This window comes from Proteus sp. G2609 (assembly GCF_963896135.1).
Classification (GTDB): Bacteria; Pseudomonadota; Gammaproteobacteria; order Enterobacterales; family Enterobacteriaceae; genus Proteus; species Proteus mirabilis.
Map to the genome: position 1 here is coordinate 38,547 of NZ_CAWQNB010000029.1, position 17,729 is coordinate 56,275.

Sequence of the window (17,729 nt, forward strand, 5' to 3'; positions counted from 1 at the left end):
GGTTTTTTTGCAACAAAAAAGCAATCGTTTAACCAAACCATCAGTACGGAGGTATGGGGTTTGCAACAGAATAATAAAGAGAGCGCACAAGCAACAATGAAAGATGTTGCTTTTGCTGCTGGCGTGTCAACAGCCACGGTGTCACGCACATTAATGAATCCAGAAAAAGTATCCTCACAAACCCGTCAAAAAGTTGAGCAAGCTGTTCTTGACGTGGGTTATTACCCACATAATTTGTCAAAAAACCTGAAACGTAACGAGTCAAAAACGATCCTCGTGATCGTCCCTAACATCAGTGATCCCTTTTTTACAGATGTTGTATGTGGCATTGAAGAAACCGCAGCTCAACACGGCTATCTTGTGTTAATTGGTGACTGTAAACACCAACAAAAACATGAAAATGCCTTTATTAATTTAATTATTACTAAGCAGATTGACGGCATGTTACTGCTTGGCTCTCATATCCCTTTTGATGTTTCTAAAGAAGAGCAAAAAAATCTTCCTCCTATGATCATGGCAAATGAATTTGCGCCAGAGCTTGAATTGCCAACCGTTCATATTGATAATTTGACTGCTTCTTTTAGAGCCACCCATTATCTACAACAGATGGGACATAAGCGTATTGCCTGTATTACTGGCCCTGAAGATATGCCACTATGTCGTTATCGCTTACAAGGTTATATTCAAGCTATGCGTAGAACAGGTGTCCCTCTACGCGAAGATTATATTATTAGAGGTGATTTTACCCACGAAAGCGGTGCAGAAAGTCTGAAAAAGTTAATTTCGTTACCTGAACCACCGACAGCGGTATTCTGTCATAGCGATATTATGGCGATTGGAGTGATGTGGCAGGCTAAAAAACTTGGCTTACAATTACCTGACGATCTCTCTGTGATTGGCTTCGATAACCTTGATATTACACGCTATAGCGAGCCTGCATTAACCACCATGGAACAGCCACGTTACCAAATTGGTCGTCAATCCATGTTGTTACTGCTTGATCAGTTACAAGGTAGACCTGTTGCACCCGGCTCTCGCCTATTAGATTGTGAGTTAATAGTAAGAGAAAGTGTCTGTCGGCTTAAAAGCTAGGCAAAAGACACTATGTTAAGTAACATATCGGTTGTGATACCTATTCATTTAATTATCAGCGAATCGAACTGTGGCACAACGAGACTATGTGGGACGAGGACAGTCATCTGCTCGTCGTAAAAAGACAACGAAAGGCAAAGGTAAAAAGGCGGCCAGTGGGTTGCCTTTAACCACACTTATTGTAGCAATTGCGCTTGTGGCGCTATTTGTTGGCGGCCTCTATTTTATTACCCATAATAAAAAAGAGGTTGTCGAACCAACGTCATCAAGTGCAGGGCAACAACCAACTAACAACTTACCACCTAAACCGCAAGAGCGTTGGCAATATATCAAAGAGCTCGAGAATCGACAGGTGGGGAACCCATTACAGCCACCAGCGACCTCTTCAGGGAGCCAGATTAATCCGAAAGCGACACTTTCACCGGAGCAATTACGTTTTTTACAACAAATTGAAGCGGATAAACGTCAACCGGCGGTAGAGTTACCAGAAGTGCCTTATAACGGTGAAGTACCACGTTCACAGGTTGTCATTACCCCACCGACAACTACCGCACCTTCGGTACAACCCTCGCAACCTTCAGCACCGGTAAAACAGGAGCCTGCACCTGCGATAACGACACCAAAACCTGCGACGACTGAAGCGCGATTTTTAGTCCAATGCGGTTCATTTAAAACCAATGAACAAGCCGAATCTGTACGCGCAACCTTAGCATTTTCCGGTATCGAAAGCCGTGTGACCAAAGGAAATGACGGCTGGATCCGCGTTTTATCTGGCCCATTTAATAAAGAGCAAGCCAATACGCTAAGCCGTCAAGCTGCAGGCGCAGGTGTATCAGGTTGTATTCTTCGTACTGCGGGGGGTTGAAAAATAAAATTTCTCCCCCACCTATAAATCTAATTCACATAATGGGCTGTGTTTTTTCTGATATTAAAGCACAACCCACTTCTTTTTATTGATAAACCAGGGGCTGACTCATGACTACAATCGTAAGTGTTCGCCGTAATGGCCAAGTCGTAATCGGTGGTGATGGACAGGCGACGATGGGTAATACCGTCATGAAAGGCAATGTTCGCAAAGTACGCCGTCTTTATAACGACAAAGTGATTGCGGGATTTGCCGGCGGCACTGCTGATGCTTTCACGCTTTTTGAACTTTTTGAGCGTAAATTAGAGCTCCATCAAGGCCATTTAACTAAAGCCGCTGTTGAACTTGCGAAAGATTGGCGTACAGACAGAATGTTACGCAAACTAGAAGCATTACTGGCTGTGGCAGACGAAACAACATCTTTGATTATCACCGGTAACGGTGATGTTGTGCAGCCAGAAAACGATCTGATTGCAATTGGTTCTGGTGGCCCTTATGCACAAGCAGCGGCGAGAGCGATGTTAGAAAACACCGATCTAAGTGCACGCGAAATTGCGGAAAAAGCACTGAATATTGCCGGTGATATCTGCATCTACACCAACCATAATGTCAACTTTGAAGAAATCTCTTCAAAAGAGTAAGGATTTGAGAGCATGTCCGAAATGACTCCTCGCGAAATTGCCAGCGAACTCGACAGATTTATTATTGGTCAAGATAAGGCCAAACGTGCGGTTGCTATTGCACTGCGTAACCGCTGGCGTCGCATGCAGCTTGATGAAGCGCTGCGTCATGAAGTAACCCCAAAAAATATTTTGATGATTGGACCTACAGGGGTAGGTAAAACTGAAATTGCACGTCGCTTAGCAAAATTAGCCAATGCACCTTTTATCAAAGTCGAAGCCACAAAATTCACTGAAGTGGGTTATGTAGGTAAAGAAGTCGATTCTATTATCCGCGATTTAACTGATTCTGCTGTTAAAATGGTACGTAGCCAAGCGATTGAAAAAAATCGTTACCGTGCTGAAGAAATGGCAGAAGAGCGTATTCTTGATGTACTGATCCCACCAGCCAAAAATAACTGGGGAGTCACAGAATCGGCATCATCCTCAGAGCCTTCAGCAGCGCGCCAAGCGTTCCGTAAGAAACTCCGTGAAGGCCAATTAGACGACAAAGAGATTGAAATTGAATTAGCGGCCACCCCAATGGGGGTTGAAATTATGGCACCTCCAGGCATGGAAGAGATGACTAATCAATTACAATCCATGTTCCAAAATTTAGCGGGACAAAAGCAAAAAGCGCGTAAGATGAAAATCAAAGAAGCGTTTAAACTGATTGTCGAAGAAGAAGCCGCTAAACTGGTTAATCCTGAAGAGTTAAAACAACAAGCCATCGATGCAGTTGAGCAACATGGTATCGTGTTTATTGATGAAGTAGATAAAATCTGTAAACGTGGTGGTCAAAGCTCTGGCCCTGATGTTTCTCGTGAAGGTGTACAACGTGACCTATTACCACTGGTAGAAGGTTGCACCGTATCCACTAAGCACGGTATGGTGAAAACAGATCATATTCTGTTTATTGCCTCAGGTGCATTCCAAGTCTCTAGTCCTTCTGACTTAATTCCTGAGTTACAAGGCCGTCTGCCTATTCGTGTTGAACTACAAGCACTGACTGCAGAAGATTTTGAACGTATCCTTACTGAGCCAAATGCATCATTAACAAAACAGTATCAAGCATTAATGGCTACCGAAGGGGTAAGCATTAACTTTAGCCAAGACGGTATTCGCAAAATTGCTGAATCTGCATGGCGTGTAAATGAAACCACTGAAAACATCGGTGCACGTCGTCTACATACGGTATTAGAGCGTTTAATGGAAGAAATTTCCTATGATGCGAGTGAACGTCAAGGCGAAACTATTCTTATTGATGCAGAATATGTGAAACAGCATTTGGATGAGCTTGTAGCAGATGAAGATCTGAGTCGATTTATTTTATAATCAACTTATGCGATCCTTAATCAGCAATATTAACGTGGGAGGCTTGCCTCCCATTCTTATTTTTATAATAACAACGAACATGAGTATTGAATTTCAGCATGAGCGCTCAACATTCCATTAGCCGGACACAAGCCTGGCTTGAAAGTTTACGACCCAAAACCCTACCTTTAGGGTTAATTGCTATTGTGACAGGCTCCGCCTTAGCGTATTGGACGGGTCATTTTGAGCTACCTATTGCGTTACTGGCGATTTTAACTGCTGGCACACTACAAATTCTCTCTAACTTAGCGAATGACTATGGTGATGCCGTTAAAGGGACAGATACTGAAGAGCGATTAGGGCCACTGCGTGGAATGCAAAAAGGGGTGATCACCCCTGCTCAAATGAAAAAAGCCTTAATTATCAATGTAATTATCTCCTGTGTTTCAGGTATCGCCTTAATAATTGTCGCATGTAAAAAACCCGAAGATGCTATTGGCTTTTTAGTGATGGGCTTATTGGCTATCGTGGCTGCCATTACCTATACCGTAGGGAAACGCCCTTATGGCTATATGGGATTGGGCGATATTTCGGTATTAATTTTCTTTGGCTGGCTAAGTGTGATTGGCACTTATTATTTGCAAGCTAATGCTTTTAATATTGTGACACTACTGCCTGCCACCGCTTGCGGACTGCTCTCGGTCGCAGTACTTAACATTAACAATATGCGTGATCTTGAAAACGACATTCAAGCCGGTAAAAATACCTTAGCGGTGCGTTTGGGGGCTTCTGGCTCACGGATTTACCACACCTGCGTGATTGCCATAGCCATTATCTGTTTGATTGTGTTCACCCTGATTTATATGCACCGTTGGACGGCGTGGCTATTTTTATTAGCCGTACCGATGCTATTACTGCATATTAAACGCGTTAATGCCGATCTTAGTGGCGAAGCCATGCGACCACTGCTTGAACATATGGTCAAAGCGGCGCTGTTAACCAATATTCTTTTTTCTTTAGGTTTAGTTTTAGAGTAATTTACCGCTATTGTTGATTTGACTCACTGAATTGTCAGTGAGTCTTTTGCCAACACCCCCTGTTAAGGGATATACTGGACTTTCCTGAGGCAACCTGACGTAAATCCTATGAAATATGATACTTCTGAACTCTGTGATATCTATCAAGAAGATATCAATGTCGTAGAACCGCTTTTCTCAAACTTTGGTGGTCGTAGCTCTTTTGGTGGACAAATTACCACTGTCAAATGTTTTGAAGATAATGGTCTGCTTTATGACTTACTAGAAGAAAACGGTAAAGATCGTATTCTATTAGTTGATGGCGGAGGCTCTGTCCGCAAAGCGCTAGTCGACGCTGAATTGGCGCAACTGGCGGTACTCAACGAATGGGAAGGTATTGTTGTTTATGGTGCAGTACGCCAAGTGGACGCTTTATCTGAGCTTGATTTAGGCATTCAAGCGATGGCTGCCATTCCTGCAGGTTGCCCAAGTGAAGGCATCGGCGACAGTGATATCCGCGTAAACTTTGGTGGTGTTACTTTCTTCTCCGGTGATTACCTTTATGCTGATAATACTGGCATTATCTTATCTGAAGAGCCTTTAGGCTTAGATGATGACGATTTAGATGATGATTTATTAGAAGAATAATAGACCATTCTCTTATTAACAAAGATAACGCATAAAGCGACAAAAGCCACTTTATCAGCAGTCTCTTGATCACAAGTCCAGTTCAAAAGAGTTAGCAAATTTGTAGCCTTCCACATGGCTTGTAATTTGAACAAACCTTCCCTGAGCGTCTTCACTGACGCTCTTCCATTTCTTTTATTATCTTTCCAACCACTAAGCCTCCTAAGCCATCTTGCTATGGGTATTCTTTCTGGAAGTACTATTGTTAATCTTTTAAGCCAAAGTAATTTTCATACTTTGGATAACAAATATTTCTCACAACTCATGTCTTCAACTTGCTCATTGACAAACTTTAATGGGCATATGTTACATCCAATCGCTTTATCACCATCTGTTTGAATTAACTGAGTTTGGTGTTGTTCAACACTTTTAAGCGCTGATGCAAAGTGTACGCTCTTGTTTTATACGCTTTATCGTATATTTTTTATTTATACTCTATAGAGTATATTGTGACATTATACGCTATGGAGTATAATTTGATTTTATTCGCTATAGCGTATATAAACATAGCTGAAATGATTATCTCTGAGGGATAAATGAAAATTACAACGCCATCAATGTTAGCCGCTGCAATACATGACTTGCGCAAACAAAGTAAATTAACCCAAGCTCAAACGGCTGAACAAGTCGGTCTCAGGCAAGCAACTGTCTCTGAATTTGAGAACAACCCAGAATCAACAAAACTCGAAACGCTTTTTAAAATCCTTGCCTCTTTGGAACTGGAACTACATGTAGTGAAGCGAGGAAAAAACCTGAGTGAGGGTAAGGTTTGGAATAAGGAGTGGTAAGGAATGAAAGCTCAAATACTATCTGTTGCTATGAATGGTGATTTGGTTGGTAAACTAACCAAAAATACTGATGGTGGGATGTCATTTCAGAGACTTTGTCAGCAATATGAAAGCCACTTTATCAGTGGCTTTGTTTTTAACTGGTGAAAACGGTGGACGATTATTGTACGTCTTCCATTTTTCCTAGCAGAGCACGTAAACGCTCTTGCCAGCTTGATTGCTCTTGTTTCAGCTCTTCGTTTTCACGAACCAAGGCTTCTCTTGATTCTCTTGCGCCCTGCACTTCTTGATTCAGTGCATCATTTTTCTCTTTTAGCTCTTCAATTTCCATCTGTAATAATGTGATGGTATCTAGTGCTTGTTGTACTTTTGACTCTAATTTTTCAAAAACTTCAAATGACATACTGTAATCCCCCATATAATCGATACTCCCGATTGTAAGTAGCCTATCAACAACTGTCTAGCATCTTCCGTGGAATTACCTGCTTTTTTCAATTTAACAAAAATACTGGTCTGATCACACTCCTAGTGTTGTACAAGTCACTATTTAAGAGCGTTTTCACTCATTTTCATGATGGGACACACAAAATTCAATTTCGCTTATTCTCGTTTACGCTCATTAACGATAAATTTACAGTTATCTTTTCAATACGAAAAGAATACTAACAATTAAAATCACCCTCTTTCAGGATAGAATATATGAGCCAGACGAAAACCTCTCTTATGGGTCAATGCATTTCCGAGTTTATCGGTACTGCATTGCTAGTCTTCTTTGGTCTTGGTTGTGTTGCAGCAGCACGTATCGCAGGCGCTCAACTCGGTCTTTGGGAGATAAGTATTATCTGGGGCTTAGGTGTTGCCTTAGCCGTTTACCTTACTGCGGGTACCTCTGGTGCTCACCTCAACCCGGCGGTCACAGTCGCATTCTGGTTGTTTGCGTGCTTTGAACGTAAAAAAGTTATCCCTTATATTGTTGCACAAATGTTAGGTGGTTTTTTTGCCGCCGCTGTTGTGTACTTTATGTATTACAATTTATTTATCGACTACGAACAGGTCAACGGAATTGTACGAGGATCACAAGAAAGCCTCTTTACTGCGGGCGTCTTCTCTACTTACCCAGCAGCCCAAATCTCTGTGATCCACGCATTTTTTATCGAAGTAATTATTGCCGTTATTCTCGTTGGCTTAATTTTAGCCTTAACAGATGATGGTAACGGTGTACCTCGTGGGCCTTTAGCACCATTACTTATCGGTATCCTGATTGCGGTTATCGGTGGTGCATTTGGCCCATTAACTGGATTCGCCTTAAACCCTGCCCGTGATTTTGGGCCAAAATTAGTCGCATTCTTTGCCGGATGGGGTGATATTGCTTTAACAGGTGGACGCGATATTCCTTATTTCTTAGTCCCACTCATTGCTCCAATGATTGGGGGTATTTTAGGCGCACTTGCTTATCGTAAACTTATTGGCCGTCACTTACCTTGTGATACCTGCAAAATTGAAAACGACAAATAACGATGCAAGCAATATCGTTGATTATGAAAACAGGTTACTAACATGACAACAGAAACAAACAAATCGAATAGTGAAAAAAAATATATCGTTGCTCTGGATCAGGGAACAACCAGTTCACGCGCTGTCGTAATCGATCATGACGCCAACATTGTTAGCATCTCACAACGCGAATTTACCCAAATTTATCCTAAGCCCGGCTGGGTTGAGCACGATCCAATGGAAATTTGGGCAACTCAAAGCGCAACGCTAATTGAAGTATTGGCCAAAGAAGACATCCCTTCTGATCATGTTGCCGGTATCGGTATTACCAACCAACGTGAAACGACTATCGTCTGGGAAAAAGAGACCGGTAAACCTATCTATAATGCTATTGTGTGGCAATGTCGCCGTACTGCAGACTTTTGTACTCGCTTAAAAGATCAAGAAGGGGTTGAAGAGTACATTCGTCAAAATACTGGGCTTATGGTTGACCCCTATTTTTCAGGCACCAAATTAAAATGGATCCTCGATAATGTTGAAGGCGCTCGTGAACGAGCAGAAAAAGGAGAGTTACTCTTTGGTACCGTTGATACTTGGTTAGTCTGGAAAATGACACAAGGTCGTGTTCACGTAACAGATTATACCAACGCTTCACGTACTATGTTGTTTAATATTCACTCTTTAGATTGGGATCAAAAAATCCTCGATCTGCTGAATATTCCCCGCAATATGCTACCTAAAGTGGTGCCTTCTTCTGAAGTTTATGGTCAAACCAACATTGGTGGTAAAGGTGGTACACGTATTCCTATCGCCGGTATGGCTGGTGACCAACAAGCGGCACTCTATGGTCAGCTCTGTGTACAAAGCGGTATGGCAAAAAACACCTACGGAACAGGCTGCTTCTTGCTGATGAATACAGGTAAAGAAGCCGTGCGCTCTAACCACGGTCTATTAACCACTATCTGCTGTGGCCCACGTGGTGAAGTAAACTATGCCTTAGAAGGTGCGGTCTTCGTCGGTGGTGCTTCCATTCAGTGGCTACGTGATGAGCTAAAATTAATTGATGAAGCAACTGACTCAGAATACTTTGCCACTAAAGTTAATGACACCAACGGTGTTTATGTCGTACCTGCATTTACTGGCTTAGGTGCACCTTATTGGGATCCGTATGCCCGTGGCGCTATCTTCGGTTTAACCCGTGGCGCTAACCGTAATCATATTATTCGAGCTACTTTAGAATCTATCGCTTATCAAACCCGCGATGTCCTTGATGCGATGCAAGCAGACTCCGGAGCACGCTTACAAGCACTACGTGTAGATGGTGGTGCCGTTGCCAATAACTTCTTAATGCAGTTCCAATCTGACATCTTAGGTACCCGTGTTGAACGTCCTGTGGTACGTGAAAGTACTGCGTTAGGGGCTGCGTTCCTTGCAGGCCTTGCGGTAGGTTTCTGGTCTGATCTGGAAGAGGTAAAAAATAAAGCTGAGATTGATAAAGAGTTCCGCCCAGGTATTGAAACCACAGAGCGTAATTATCGTTATAACGGCTGGAAAAAAGCGGTTGCCCGTGCACAAGAATGGGAAGATCGCGGTTAATCGCTAATCCCCCCTATGAGAGAGAAGTCGCCTAGGCGACATAAAACAAATGCCGATAGTAGGTATTACACTATCGGCATTTTTATTGGCGAAAACTTAAAGGCAGTCATTAAACCGTATTCTGCTGGTGACTAAAACGGTGTGATAACGGGATCCAACACAACATAATAGCCACTGACATAATAAACATAATCATTCCTAAGCTAAATTGATTATGTTGTGGCAATAGTGCAGAGAACCAGGTTGCTATCCCTGAGCCAACATTTTGCAATCCGCCCACCAACGCACCAGCCGCTCCGGCTAAATAAGGGAATGGCTCCATCGCCCCTGTCGTTGCCAGCGGAAATAGCATCCCAGCGCCAAAGAAAAACAGGGCAGCGGGCACCAGTAAAGTCCAAATATTAATAATATTCAGCCAGCCGGGAAGCCACATTAAAATACCTGCCGCTACACAGCAAAATACGGAGTGCCACATCAATTGCACAAAGGTTTTACCTTCACGCCCTGCGTACCACGCACCAAAGAAGGCCGCGGGAATAGGTAAAATAAATAGAATACTGATAGTAATACTATTTAAACCCAACACGCCTCCCATCAACACACCGCTGGAAGCTTCAAATACGGCAATACCTGATAATGCACAAATCAACATGATCAAAAAGGCACTAAAAGTACTGTTGGACAGCAATAAATAAAAAGATGACAACATACTGCGTCTTTCAGCCTGTACAGGTCGGGTTTCTGGCATCCAGTGATACATACTAAAGAGTACACTTCCTCCTAATAATAATAGGAAGATATAACAGGCATGCCAGCCAAAGAAGTGCGCCACCACCCCACCGATCATCGGCGCTAAGAGTGGACTGACTAACACCCCCATATTTAATAAGCTATTTGCATAGCGTAACGCAGTACCGGTATAGAGATCACGAGGCTGAGTACGGGTCATTACCCCTGCTACCCCAGTCCCCATTCCTTGTAAGGTACTGGCGATCACTAAGGTAGTTAAGTTCTGTGAAAAAATAGCCACGATCGTCGCTAAACAGAAAATACTCATCCCCACTAAAATAACCGGACGACGCCCTACTCGGTCAGAAATAGGGCCATAAATTAATTGTGAAAAACCATAAGAAAACAGATATGCGCCCATTACTTGCTGTACAGCACCTGTTGGCTCACCAAAATAGACAGCCATATCAGCAATCACAGGAACATAAATCGTCTGTGTCATTTGACCGACAGCAACCAGTGCAATAATCAGTAATAACAGATTTGCATGTTCTAACTTTCTCATTTCTTTTCTTTGCTCAGAAATTAAAAATTAACCGATTAACGGACAGGAAAGTGCTACAGAGCTTTGATAAAATAAACTCTGCAAAATGCACTTGCGCTAAATAATGAGACTAAGGTAACAAATCTAGCAAAATTTGCGAAGTAGTCAGCCATTTTTATCTCGTCAACGATGTCAGTGAAAAACACCATCGTTGTCAATATAAATGTACATTTTGTATTAACGATTAACGAAACTACAGATTAATATCGCCATCACATCATCTTGATAAATAAAAACGCCCTTCCTCTTTAGAATAAATTATCGACATAAGCGCTTTCCTAAAAAGGAGATAAGAGATTATGGCAAATTGGGTTACTGGAAAAGTCATTCAAGTTAGGTATTGGACAGATACATTAATCAGTTTAGTTGTACACGCCCCTATCGATAAGTTTACAGCAGGTCAATTTGCCAAACTGGCACTCGAAATTGACGGTGAACGTATACAACGCGCCTACTCTTATGTTAACTCCCCGCAAGATCCCAACTTAGAGTTCTATCTAGTCACTGTACCTGAAGGTAAACTCAGCCCACGCTTAGCGGCGTTAACTGTTGGTGATGAACTCTTAGTGACAGAACAAGCCAGTGGCTTTTTTGTTTTAGAAGAGGTGCCTAGCGCGAATACCTTATGGATGTTATCAACAGGTACGGCGATCGGGCCATTTCTCTCTATTTTACAACTTGGTGATGATCTCGACCGTTTCGAAAATATTGTTTTAGTCCATGCAGTACGCTACGCCCGTGATTTAAGCTATCTACCATTAATGGAGCAGTTAGCTGAACGCTACCAAAAACTGCGTATCCAAACTATTGTCAGCCGTGAAAATCATATAGGTTCACTAACCGGGCGCATTCCAGCATTAATTGAAAGTGGTGCATTAGAAAAAACCGTAGGATTAACCATTTCCCCAGAAGAGAGCCATATTATGCTATGTGGTAATCCAGAAATGGTAAGAGACACGCAACAGTTACTGAAAACACAGCGTGATATGAGAAAACATTTACGCCGTAAACCGGGACATATCACCAGTGAACAGTATTGGTAATGATAACATCAGGGCTGAATAGCACTTTATTCAGCCCTGACTGTTTAGCAGTTACACACTTTAACGAAAACTTGAGTAGTCGACCTTTTCAGTCGTGGCACCAAAATAGTTTTCTCCTTGGGTGCCAATAAACACCCCACAATCTAACAACATGATCATCATAATAAATGATGGGAGAAAACGACCTATCGCCCACTGCCAAAAGGGCTCTAAACTACTGGTATCAGTCAATCCTAGCATCACCGCCAGCAACAATAGTAACAGCCATGCACCACGTTTATTTCTATCGTGAAGTCGCTTAGTAAAAATGGCACATAACGGATATAAAATAGCCAGCGAAATTATCCCCACCAGCACAGCAGGCAATGAATAGTGCTGATTAACTGTATATAATACGCAAAACAGCACAAAACAGAGTGCAAAACCCGCCCAAAAGTCACGGCGTCCAATTCGCCCTTTGAATGAAAAGGCCCAATGTTGTAAGGTCATTAATAATTTCTCAATATAGACTTATTTTAGTGAATTAAGCTGTCCATTTAACATCAAATAATACAGAGTGATTTTATAATATTCTATCGCACAACAGACCAAGGAGGACAGATGATAAAAAAAAGCACGCTTACTCAGTTAGCGCTTATCATAATAAGCATTGCTTTATCTTTGCCAACCCTTGCTATGGCAGCGTCGCCCTCTATTGCTCATCAACCCCCAACTAAAGATGATATTCTTTACCTTAAACAGGATGCCCCTGTTTTTGAAACCACCATTCCTGAGATAAGAGCTAAATTCAATCAAAATAATGCGACGTTATTTCTCAATGAATATAAAATTATCACCAACAACGATATTACTATTCCGTTAGTCAGGGCCGCGACACGAATAACCCCTTATTTATACTCATCAGCCGTATTAGAGCGTGGCAGTGAAAAAATTAAGAGTCTACAGCTCACCCTGATCCATTCACTTGATACGCCACAAATCGAAAAAGAGCATCAAGATACGGCAATGCGCTATATCACTGCATTAGTGACACAGTTTGATCCCTCCATTAATGCAGCGCAAATTCAAGAGGTGCTCAATTTATTTGCTGTTAAACAAGATGTGCCTGCTTATATTAGCCATAATGTCGGTGCTATTCGCTATATTATTGCCCACGAGGACAATCAACTAACGACCTTTGCCATTGAACCGATTAAGCTTTCACTTAATAGCAATATCGATTCAGCTATTCCGTGATAAAAAACAAAGCTATTCTATTCAATGTTCTCTATACTGTTGTGCATCAACAGAATTTGAGTTTATCGATAAATTAAATTTAAACCACTCAGTTGGAGGAAAAGTTATGCGCCATCCATTAGTCATGGGTAACTGGAAACTTAACGGCAGCATTCATATGGTTCATGAATTAATCGCTGCATTACGTAAAGAAATCAGCGGTGTTGCTGGATGTGATGTTGCTATTGCACCACCAACAGTTTATCTGTGCCAAGCTCGTCATGAAATCGGTGGAAGCCGTATTGCGTTAGGTGCCCAAGATACCGGTGTTAACTTATCTGGTGCTTTCACTGGCGAAACTTCCCCAGAAATGCTGAAAAACGTTGATGTTAAATACGTGATCATCGGTCACTCTGAACGTCGTACTTACCATAAAGAATCTGATGAATTTATCGCACAAAAATTTGGTGTGTTAAAAGAGTTAGGCTTAACACCTGTGTTATGTATCGGTGAAACAGAAGCAGAAAATGAAGCTGGTAAAACACAAGAAGTGTGCGCACGTCAAATCGACGCGATTTTAAATGCACATGGTGCACAAGCATTCAAAGATGCAGTGATCGCTTATGAACCTATTTGGGCGATTGGTACAGGTAAATCAGCAACGCCTGCACAAGCACAAGCGGTACATAAATTTATTCGTGATCATATCGCTAAACAAGATGCGGCTATCGCTGAGCAAGTCATTATTCAATACGGCGGTTCAGTCAACGATAAAAACGCAGCAGAGCTATTTAGCCAACCTGATATCGACGGTGCATTGGTTGGTGGCGCGTCACTGAAAGCAGATGCCTTTGCCGTTATCGTGAAAGCAGCAGCAGAAGCGAAAGCGAAAAAATAACTTTGATAGCAAATCGTTATCTTACCGATAAATAACTATCACGAAAATCACCTTACTGTGTCTTAACAGAAGGTGATTTTTTTATGCGTTACTCATTAATCACGTCGGCTGATTTCATCAAATACTCCCCCGGTGGCAAAATGAGTTTGTTGTGCTGATTGCCAATCGCCAAAAAGCTCATCAATAGTGAATAATTGCAGGGTTGGAAAACGTTTTTGATATTTTTCAGCAATGCTTTTATCTCTTGGACGATAATAGTTTTTAGCAGCAATTTCTTGCCCTTGAGGTGAATAAAGATACTCTAAATAAGCGGTTGCCACTTCCCGCGTACCTCGCTTATCAACCACTTTATCCACCACAGAGACGGTTGGCTCTGCCAAAATAGAGACGGAAGGGGTGACTATTTCAAACTTATCTGTACCTAACTCATTAATCGCCAGTAGCGCTTCATTTTCCCATGCAATTAACACATCACCAATACCACGCTCAACAAAAGTATTTGTCGCGCCTCTCGCGCCGGAGTCTAAGACTTCAACCTGTTGATACAGTGACTTTACAAAGGCTTTCGCTTTTTCACTGTCTTGCTGATTGGCCTTTAATCCATATCCCCATGCAGCCAGATAATTCCATCTTGCTCCACCGGAGGTTTTAGGATTAGGTGTGATAATCGATACGCCGGGTTTAATTAAAGAATCCCAGTCGGTTATCTGTTTGGGATTACCTTTTCTCACTAAAAAAACAATGGTTGAGGTGTAAGGTGCTGAGTTATCAGGTAAGCGGGTGATCCACTGCTTATCTATACGCCCTCTTTGTGCAATGGCATCAATATCATAAGCTAATGCGAGGGTGACAATATCCGCTTCAATACCATTAATTACGGCGGTTGCCTGTTTACCAGAGCCACCATGAGATTGACGAATAGTCACATGATCGCCGGTTTTTTGTTGCCAATATTGACTAAATGCGTGGTTATATTGTTGATAAAGCTCTCGAGTCGGATCGTAAGAGACATTTAATAACTGAATATCCTTCGCCCAGATGCTTTGTGTAAACAGTGCCGTCAGCGCTAGCGTCGTCAATAATCCCCATCGTTTTAACATCGTTATCTACCCCTATCCTATTTCTAGTTGGTTTATTTGTTTTGTTTAACTAGGCTGACAGAAAGATTTATAACGATGAAATAATAAAAAACAGACTGTTATACGTAACAGCTATATAGTTGAGAAAACGGGGACTCACACAGTCATTACCCATCAGATAAGAGAAGAAAAGCGCGTAGAATGAAATGTTTTCACTCGGGAAGCTGTTCTGATACAAGCTGATATTGCATCAGAACAGTCCACGAATAAGGATATAACTCAGAAAGGCTCTGGTAATAGAGTAAAACTATGGCTTAATACAGTTTTTTCGCAGTTTCATACCAATCGGCTTTAAAGACACGTTTCATATTCATAACCGCATCAATAATATCATGGTGAACCAGTTTTTCATTTTGGATCCCTACACAACGACCACCATAACCTTCAAGTAGCAGTTGTACAGAGTAAGCACCCATACGAGAGGCTAAAATACGATCGTAAGCAACCGGAGAGCCGCCACGCTGAATATGGCCTAATACAGTGGCACGTGTTTCATGTTTGGTTTCTGCTTCAATAAAACGTGCTAGCTCATGTACATCACACACATGTTCAGTAATTGCCACGATAGCATGACGTTTACCACGCTCAATACCCGCTTTAATTTCTGCTAATAATTCATCACGATCAAAAGGTAATTCGGATTCAGGCAACACCACGAACTCACAACCACCCGCAATAGCAGCGGATAAGGTTAAATCACCACAATAACGTCCCATCACTTCAACGATAGAGATACGTTTATGCGATGTTGAGGTATCACGTAAGCGGTCAATCGCTTCTACCGCCGTTTCTAACGCCGTGAAATAGCCAATAGTGTAATCAGTACCCGCAACGTCATTATCAATGGTGCCCGGTAAACCAATACATGGGAAACCCGCTTCAGTTAATTTTTTCGCCCCCAGATAAGAACCATCACCCCCGATAACCACCAGTGCATCTAGCTCATTTTGCTTCATATTTTCAATAGCAACGGCACGCACATTATCTTCGCGGAATTCTGGGAAACGCGCTGAGCCTAAAAAGGTACCACCACGGTTGATCATGTCTGACACACTAAAGCGATCGAGTTTTTTCATACGGTTTTCATATAAGCCCATATAGCCATCAAAAATACCGTACACTTCTAAACCTTCGCTGAGTGCTGCACGGACAACACCACGGATCGCGGCATTCATACCCGGTGCATCACCACCACTTGTTAAAACCCCAATTCTTTTGATCCCATTAACCATGATTACCTCTGATTCTTATTCGATATCATTATTGCAATATATTGTTGGAATAACTGTTATCTTAATACCGGCTTCACGAACGTAATCCACCGATATCTCAAATGCTGAATTGATTCAACAACCCCATTGTACGCATATTTTTTATCACTTCATCATCAACGTACATTTTTTTTTATAAACTTGATGCGCATTAAATTAATTGAGTAGCCTGTATAAATACTATACTAGTCTATCGTCTCTGTATTACACCGATAAGTTAACACTTTTTATACAGATACTTTACAGCCTTTTGCTATCTATCTCAAAAAACAGTGTGTTAGCCATATATAGCTATCAACATATCACATAAAGTGTAATGGGCTTATTGACTGTTTGCTTAACACTTTGCGCGCTGTTATCGATACTTTTGTGTTATTCGGCATAAATAGAAAAAGCGCCCACCCTACACAATTGTGACTGATGACAAAAATTTTGCGTTAATTTACCGTTTATACAATAAGGCTGATACAGTATAACAAACAGTACAGTAGGAGGTTTTATGTTTGATTTAACGGGTAAAATTGCTTTAGTTTCCGGCGGAGCAAAAGGTATTGGTAAAGGCATTGTTAGCGCATTAAAAAACAGCGGTGCACAGGTTATTATTGCTGATATTGATGATGTAGCAGGTAACGCAACCAAACAAGCACTTGGTGTTGATTTTATGCACCTTGATGTCACCTCTCAAGCAGCCTGTGAACAAGTAGTCAATGATATTGTTAAACAGTATGGCAAACTCGATATTCTTTGCTCTAATACCGGTATTTTCCCCCAAGCGACAATTAAAGAGATGACCGAAGCTGATTGGGATAAAATGCATACCGTCAATTTAAAAGGGATGTTTTTCTTAGTAAAAGCGGCCCTTGCGGTAATGGAAAAACAACAATATGGCCGTGTGATCATCACCTCTTCTATTACAGGCGCCATTACTGGCTATCCGGGCTGGAGCCATTACGGAGCAAGCAAAGCAGGTCAGTTAGGCTTTATGCGCAGTGCTGCACTAGAATATGCACGCCACGGTATTACCATTAATGCCGTTATGCCCGGCAATATTTTAACCGAAGGCTTACAAGCCCAAGGAGAGACGTATCTTAATCAAATGAAGGCCTCTATCCCAACCCATACCTTAGGGGAGCCTGAAGATATCGGCTATGCCGCCGCATTTTTTGCCTCTAATGAAGCAAAATATATTACCGGTCAAACCATTATTGTCGATGGCGGCCAGATTTTACCTGAATCTCCAGAGGCGTTGTTGTAGTTGATTAGATTAATTAAGGAAGAATGAATCGATTCTTCCTTCTTGCTCTATATAAATTTAGGCT

Annotated in this window: 19 protein-coding genes; 14 read left to right on the forward strand and 5 right to left on the reverse strand. The window is 41.8% G+C overall.

Annotated elements, in window-relative coordinates; all coding sequences use genetic code 11:
* Nucleotides 1–60: 60 nt before the first annotated feature.
* The 8 genes from cytR to AACV01_RS08455 all read left to right on the forward strand — a co-directional run bounded on the left by cytR (nt 61) and on the right by AACV01_RS08455 (nt 6,568).
* On the forward strand, nt 61–1,092 hold the full coding sequence (gene cytR / locus AACV01_RS08415; protein WP_004249710.1) for a DNA-binding transcriptional regulator CytR: 1,032 nt from the start codon (nt 61–63) through the stop codon (nt 1,090–1,092).
* Between the two features lie 70 nt (nt 1,093–1,162).
* On the forward strand, nt 1,163–1,957 hold the full coding sequence (gene ftsN, locus AACV01_RS08420) for a cell division protein FtsN (protein WP_004246415.1): 795 nt from the start codon (nt 1,163–1,165) through the stop codon (nt 1,955–1,957).
* 110 nt (nt 1,958–2,067) lie between these two features.
* Nucleotides 2,068–2,598 (forward strand): ATP-dependent protease subunit HslV, encoded by a 531-nt coding sequence (gene hslV / locus AACV01_RS08425; protein ID WP_004246416.1) that lies wholly within the window; start codon nt 2,068–2,070, stop codon nt 2,596–2,598.
* A 12-nt stretch (nt 2,599–2,610) separates the two neighbouring features.
* Complete coding sequence (gene hslU / locus AACV01_RS08430) at nt 2,611–3,951, forward strand: HslU--HslV peptidase ATPase subunit (protein WP_004246417.1); 1,341 nt, start codon at nt 2,611–2,613, stop codon at nt 3,949–3,951.
* 98 nt (nt 3,952–4,049) lie between these two features.
* Nucleotides 4,050–4,967, forward strand: a complete 918-nt coding sequence (locus tag AACV01_RS08435) for a 1,4-dihydroxy-2-naphthoate polyprenyltransferase (RefSeq protein WP_020946557.1) — start codon at nt 4,050–4,052, stop codon at nt 4,965–4,967.
* A gap of 108 nt (nt 4,968–5,075) precedes the next feature.
* On the forward strand, nt 5,076–5,594 hold the full coding sequence (rraA, locus tag AACV01_RS08440; RefSeq protein WP_004246419.1) for a ribonuclease E activity regulator RraA: 519 nt from the start codon (nt 5,076–5,078) through the stop codon (nt 5,592–5,594).
* A gap of 575 nt (nt 5,595–6,169) precedes the next feature.
* On the forward strand, nt 6,170–6,421 hold the full coding sequence (locus AACV01_RS08450; RefSeq protein ID WP_041701484.1) for a helix-turn-helix domain-containing protein: 252 nt from the start codon (nt 6,170–6,172) through the stop codon (nt 6,419–6,421).
* 3 nt (nt 6,422–6,424) lie between these two features.
* Nucleotides 6,425–6,568, forward strand: a complete 144-nt coding sequence (locus AACV01_RS08455; protein WP_155195850.1) for a hypothetical protein — start codon at nt 6,425–6,427, stop codon at nt 6,566–6,568.
* Nucleotides 6,569–6,581: 13 nt separating this feature from the next.
* Here the strand turns inward: AACV01_RS08455 and zapB are convergent, their stop codons facing one another.
* Complete coding sequence (gene zapB / locus AACV01_RS08460) at nt 6,582–6,824, reverse strand: cell division protein ZapB (protein ID WP_012368679.1); 243 nt, start codon at nt 6,822–6,824, stop codon at nt 6,582–6,584.
* Nucleotides 6,825–7,120: 296 nt separating this feature from the next.
* Here zapB and AACV01_RS08465 point away from each other — a divergent pair, with 296 nt between their 5' ends.
* The gene (locus tag AACV01_RS08465) at nt 7,121–7,936 is read left to right on the forward strand and encodes an MIP/aquaporin family protein (protein ID WP_004246421.1); all 816 of its coding nucleotides are present in this window, start codon (nt 7,121–7,123) and stop codon (nt 7,934–7,936) included.
* Between the two features lie 42 nt (nt 7,937–7,978).
* Nucleotides 7,979–9,511, forward strand: coding sequence for a glycerol kinase GlpK (gene glpK / locus AACV01_RS08470; RefSeq protein ID WP_004246422.1), 1,533 nt, complete (start codon nt 7,979–7,981; stop codon nt 9,509–9,511).
* A 109-nt stretch (nt 9,512–9,620) separates the two neighbouring features.
* On the opposite strand, the gene emrD is transcribed toward glpK, so the two are convergent.
* A complete protein-coding gene (gene emrD / locus AACV01_RS08475) occupies nt 9,621–10,805 on the reverse strand; it encodes a multidrug efflux MFS transporter EmrD (RefSeq protein ID WP_004246423.1) in 1,185 nt (394 codons plus the stop codon).
* A 338-nt stretch (nt 10,806–11,143) separates the two neighbouring features.
* On the opposite strand from emrD, the gene fpr reads away from it, so the two are divergent.
* Complete coding sequence (gene fpr, locus AACV01_RS08480; RefSeq protein WP_161682700.1) at nt 11,144–11,887, forward strand: ferredoxin--NADP(+) reductase; 744 nt, start codon at nt 11,144–11,146, stop codon at nt 11,885–11,887.
* A 60-nt stretch (nt 11,888–11,947) separates the two neighbouring features.
* Here fpr and AACV01_RS08485 read toward each other — a convergent pair whose 3' ends face one another.
* Nucleotides 11,948–12,376 (reverse strand): DUF805 domain-containing protein, encoded by a 429-nt coding sequence (locus tag AACV01_RS08485; protein WP_046334943.1) that lies wholly within the window; start codon nt 12,374–12,376, stop codon nt 11,948–11,950.
* 111 nt (nt 12,377–12,487) lie between these two features.
* Between AACV01_RS08485 and AACV01_RS08490 the strand changes: the two genes are divergently transcribed.
* Together AACV01_RS08490 and tpiA are read left to right on the forward strand one after the other, a co-directional pair.
* Nucleotides 12,488–13,123 (forward strand): DUF1454 family protein, encoded by a 636-nt coding sequence (locus AACV01_RS08490; protein ID WP_071233998.1) that lies wholly within the window; start codon nt 12,488–12,490, stop codon nt 13,121–13,123.
* A 106-nt stretch (nt 13,124–13,229) separates the two neighbouring features.
* Complete coding sequence (tpiA, locus tag AACV01_RS08495) at nt 13,230–14,000, forward strand: triose-phosphate isomerase (protein WP_004249716.1); 771 nt, start codon at nt 13,230–13,232, stop codon at nt 13,998–14,000.
* A 95-nt stretch (nt 14,001–14,095) separates the two neighbouring features.
* On the opposite strand, the gene AACV01_RS08500 is transcribed toward tpiA, so the two are convergent.
* Both AACV01_RS08500 and pfkA read right to left on the reverse strand, forming a co-directional pair.
* Complete coding sequence (locus AACV01_RS08500) at nt 14,096–15,100, reverse strand: sulfate ABC transporter substrate-binding protein (RefSeq protein WP_004249900.1); 1,005 nt, start codon at nt 15,098–15,100, stop codon at nt 14,096–14,098.
* Nucleotides 15,101–15,393: 293 nt separating this feature from the next.
* Nucleotides 15,394–16,371, reverse strand: a complete 978-nt coding sequence (pfkA, locus tag AACV01_RS08505; RefSeq protein ID WP_004246429.1) for a 6-phosphofructokinase — start codon at nt 16,369–16,371, stop codon at nt 15,394–15,396.
* A gap of 538 nt (nt 16,372–16,909) precedes the next feature.
* Between pfkA and fabG the strand changes: the two genes are divergently transcribed.
* On the forward strand, nt 16,910–17,665 hold the full coding sequence (gene fabG, locus AACV01_RS08510; protein ID WP_060555800.1) for a 3-oxoacyl-ACP reductase FabG: 756 nt from the start codon (nt 16,910–16,912) through the stop codon (nt 17,663–17,665).
* The last annotated feature ends 64 nt before the right edge of the window (nt 17,666–17,729 follow it).

Excerpts from the sequence above, each read along its gene's own strand:
- hslV (WP_004246416.1), top strand. The coding sequence starts at position 2,068 with ATGACTACAATCGTAAGTGTTCGCCGTAATGGCCAAGTCGTAATCGGT.
- hslU (WP_004246417.1), top strand. The coding sequence starts at position 2,611 with ATGTCCGAAATGACTCCTCGCGAAATTGCCAGCGAACTCGACAGATTT.
- AACV01_RS08435 (WP_020946557.1), top strand. The coding sequence starts at position 4,050 with ATGAGCGCTCAACATTCCATTAGCCGGACACAAGCCTGGCTTGAAAGT.
- rraA (WP_004246419.1), top strand. The coding sequence starts at position 5,076 with ATGAAATATGATACTTCTGAACTCTGTGATATCTATCAAGAAGATATC.
- AACV01_RS08450 (WP_041701484.1), top strand. The coding sequence starts at position 6,170 with ATGAAAATTACAACGCCATCAATGTTAGCCGCTGCAATACATGACTTG.
- AACV01_RS08455 (WP_155195850.1), top strand. The coding sequence starts at position 6,425 with ATGAAAGCTCAAATACTATCTGTTGCTATGAATGGTGATTTGGTTGGT.
- zapB (WP_012368679.1), bottom strand. The coding sequence starts at position 6,824 with ATGTCATTTGAAGTTTTTGAAAAATTAGAGTCAAAAGTACAACAAGCA.
- AACV01_RS08465 (WP_004246421.1), top strand. The coding sequence starts at position 7,121 with ATGAGCCAGACGAAAACCTCTCTTATGGGTCAATGCATTTCCGAGTTT.
- glpK (WP_004246422.1), top strand. The coding sequence starts at position 7,979 with ATGACAACAGAAACAAACAAATCGAATAGTGAAAAAAAATATATCGTT.
- emrD (WP_004246423.1), bottom strand. The coding sequence starts at position 10,805 with ATGAGAAAGTTAGAACATGCAAATCTGTTATTACTGATTATTGCACTG.
- fpr (WP_161682700.1), top strand. The coding sequence starts at position 11,144 with ATGGCAAATTGGGTTACTGGAAAAGTCATTCAAGTTAGGTATTGGACA.
- AACV01_RS08485 (WP_046334943.1), bottom strand. The coding sequence starts at position 12,376 with ATGACCTTACAACATTGGGCCTTTTCATTCAAAGGGCGAATTGGACGC.
- AACV01_RS08490 (WP_071233998.1), top strand. The coding sequence starts at position 12,488 with ATGATAAAAAAAAGCACGCTTACTCAGTTAGCGCTTATCATAATAAGC.
- tpiA (WP_004249716.1), top strand. The coding sequence starts at position 13,230 with ATGCGCCATCCATTAGTCATGGGTAACTGGAAACTTAACGGCAGCATT.
- AACV01_RS08500 (WP_004249900.1), bottom strand. The coding sequence starts at position 15,100 with ATGTTAAAACGATGGGGATTATTGACGACGCTAGCGCTGACGGCACTG.
- pfkA (WP_004246429.1), bottom strand. The coding sequence starts at position 16,371 with ATGGTTAATGGGATCAAAAGAATTGGGGTTTTAACAAGTGGTGGTGAT.
- fabG (WP_060555800.1), top strand. The coding sequence starts at position 16,910 with ATGTTTGATTTAACGGGTAAAATTGCTTTAGTTTCCGGCGGAGCAAAA.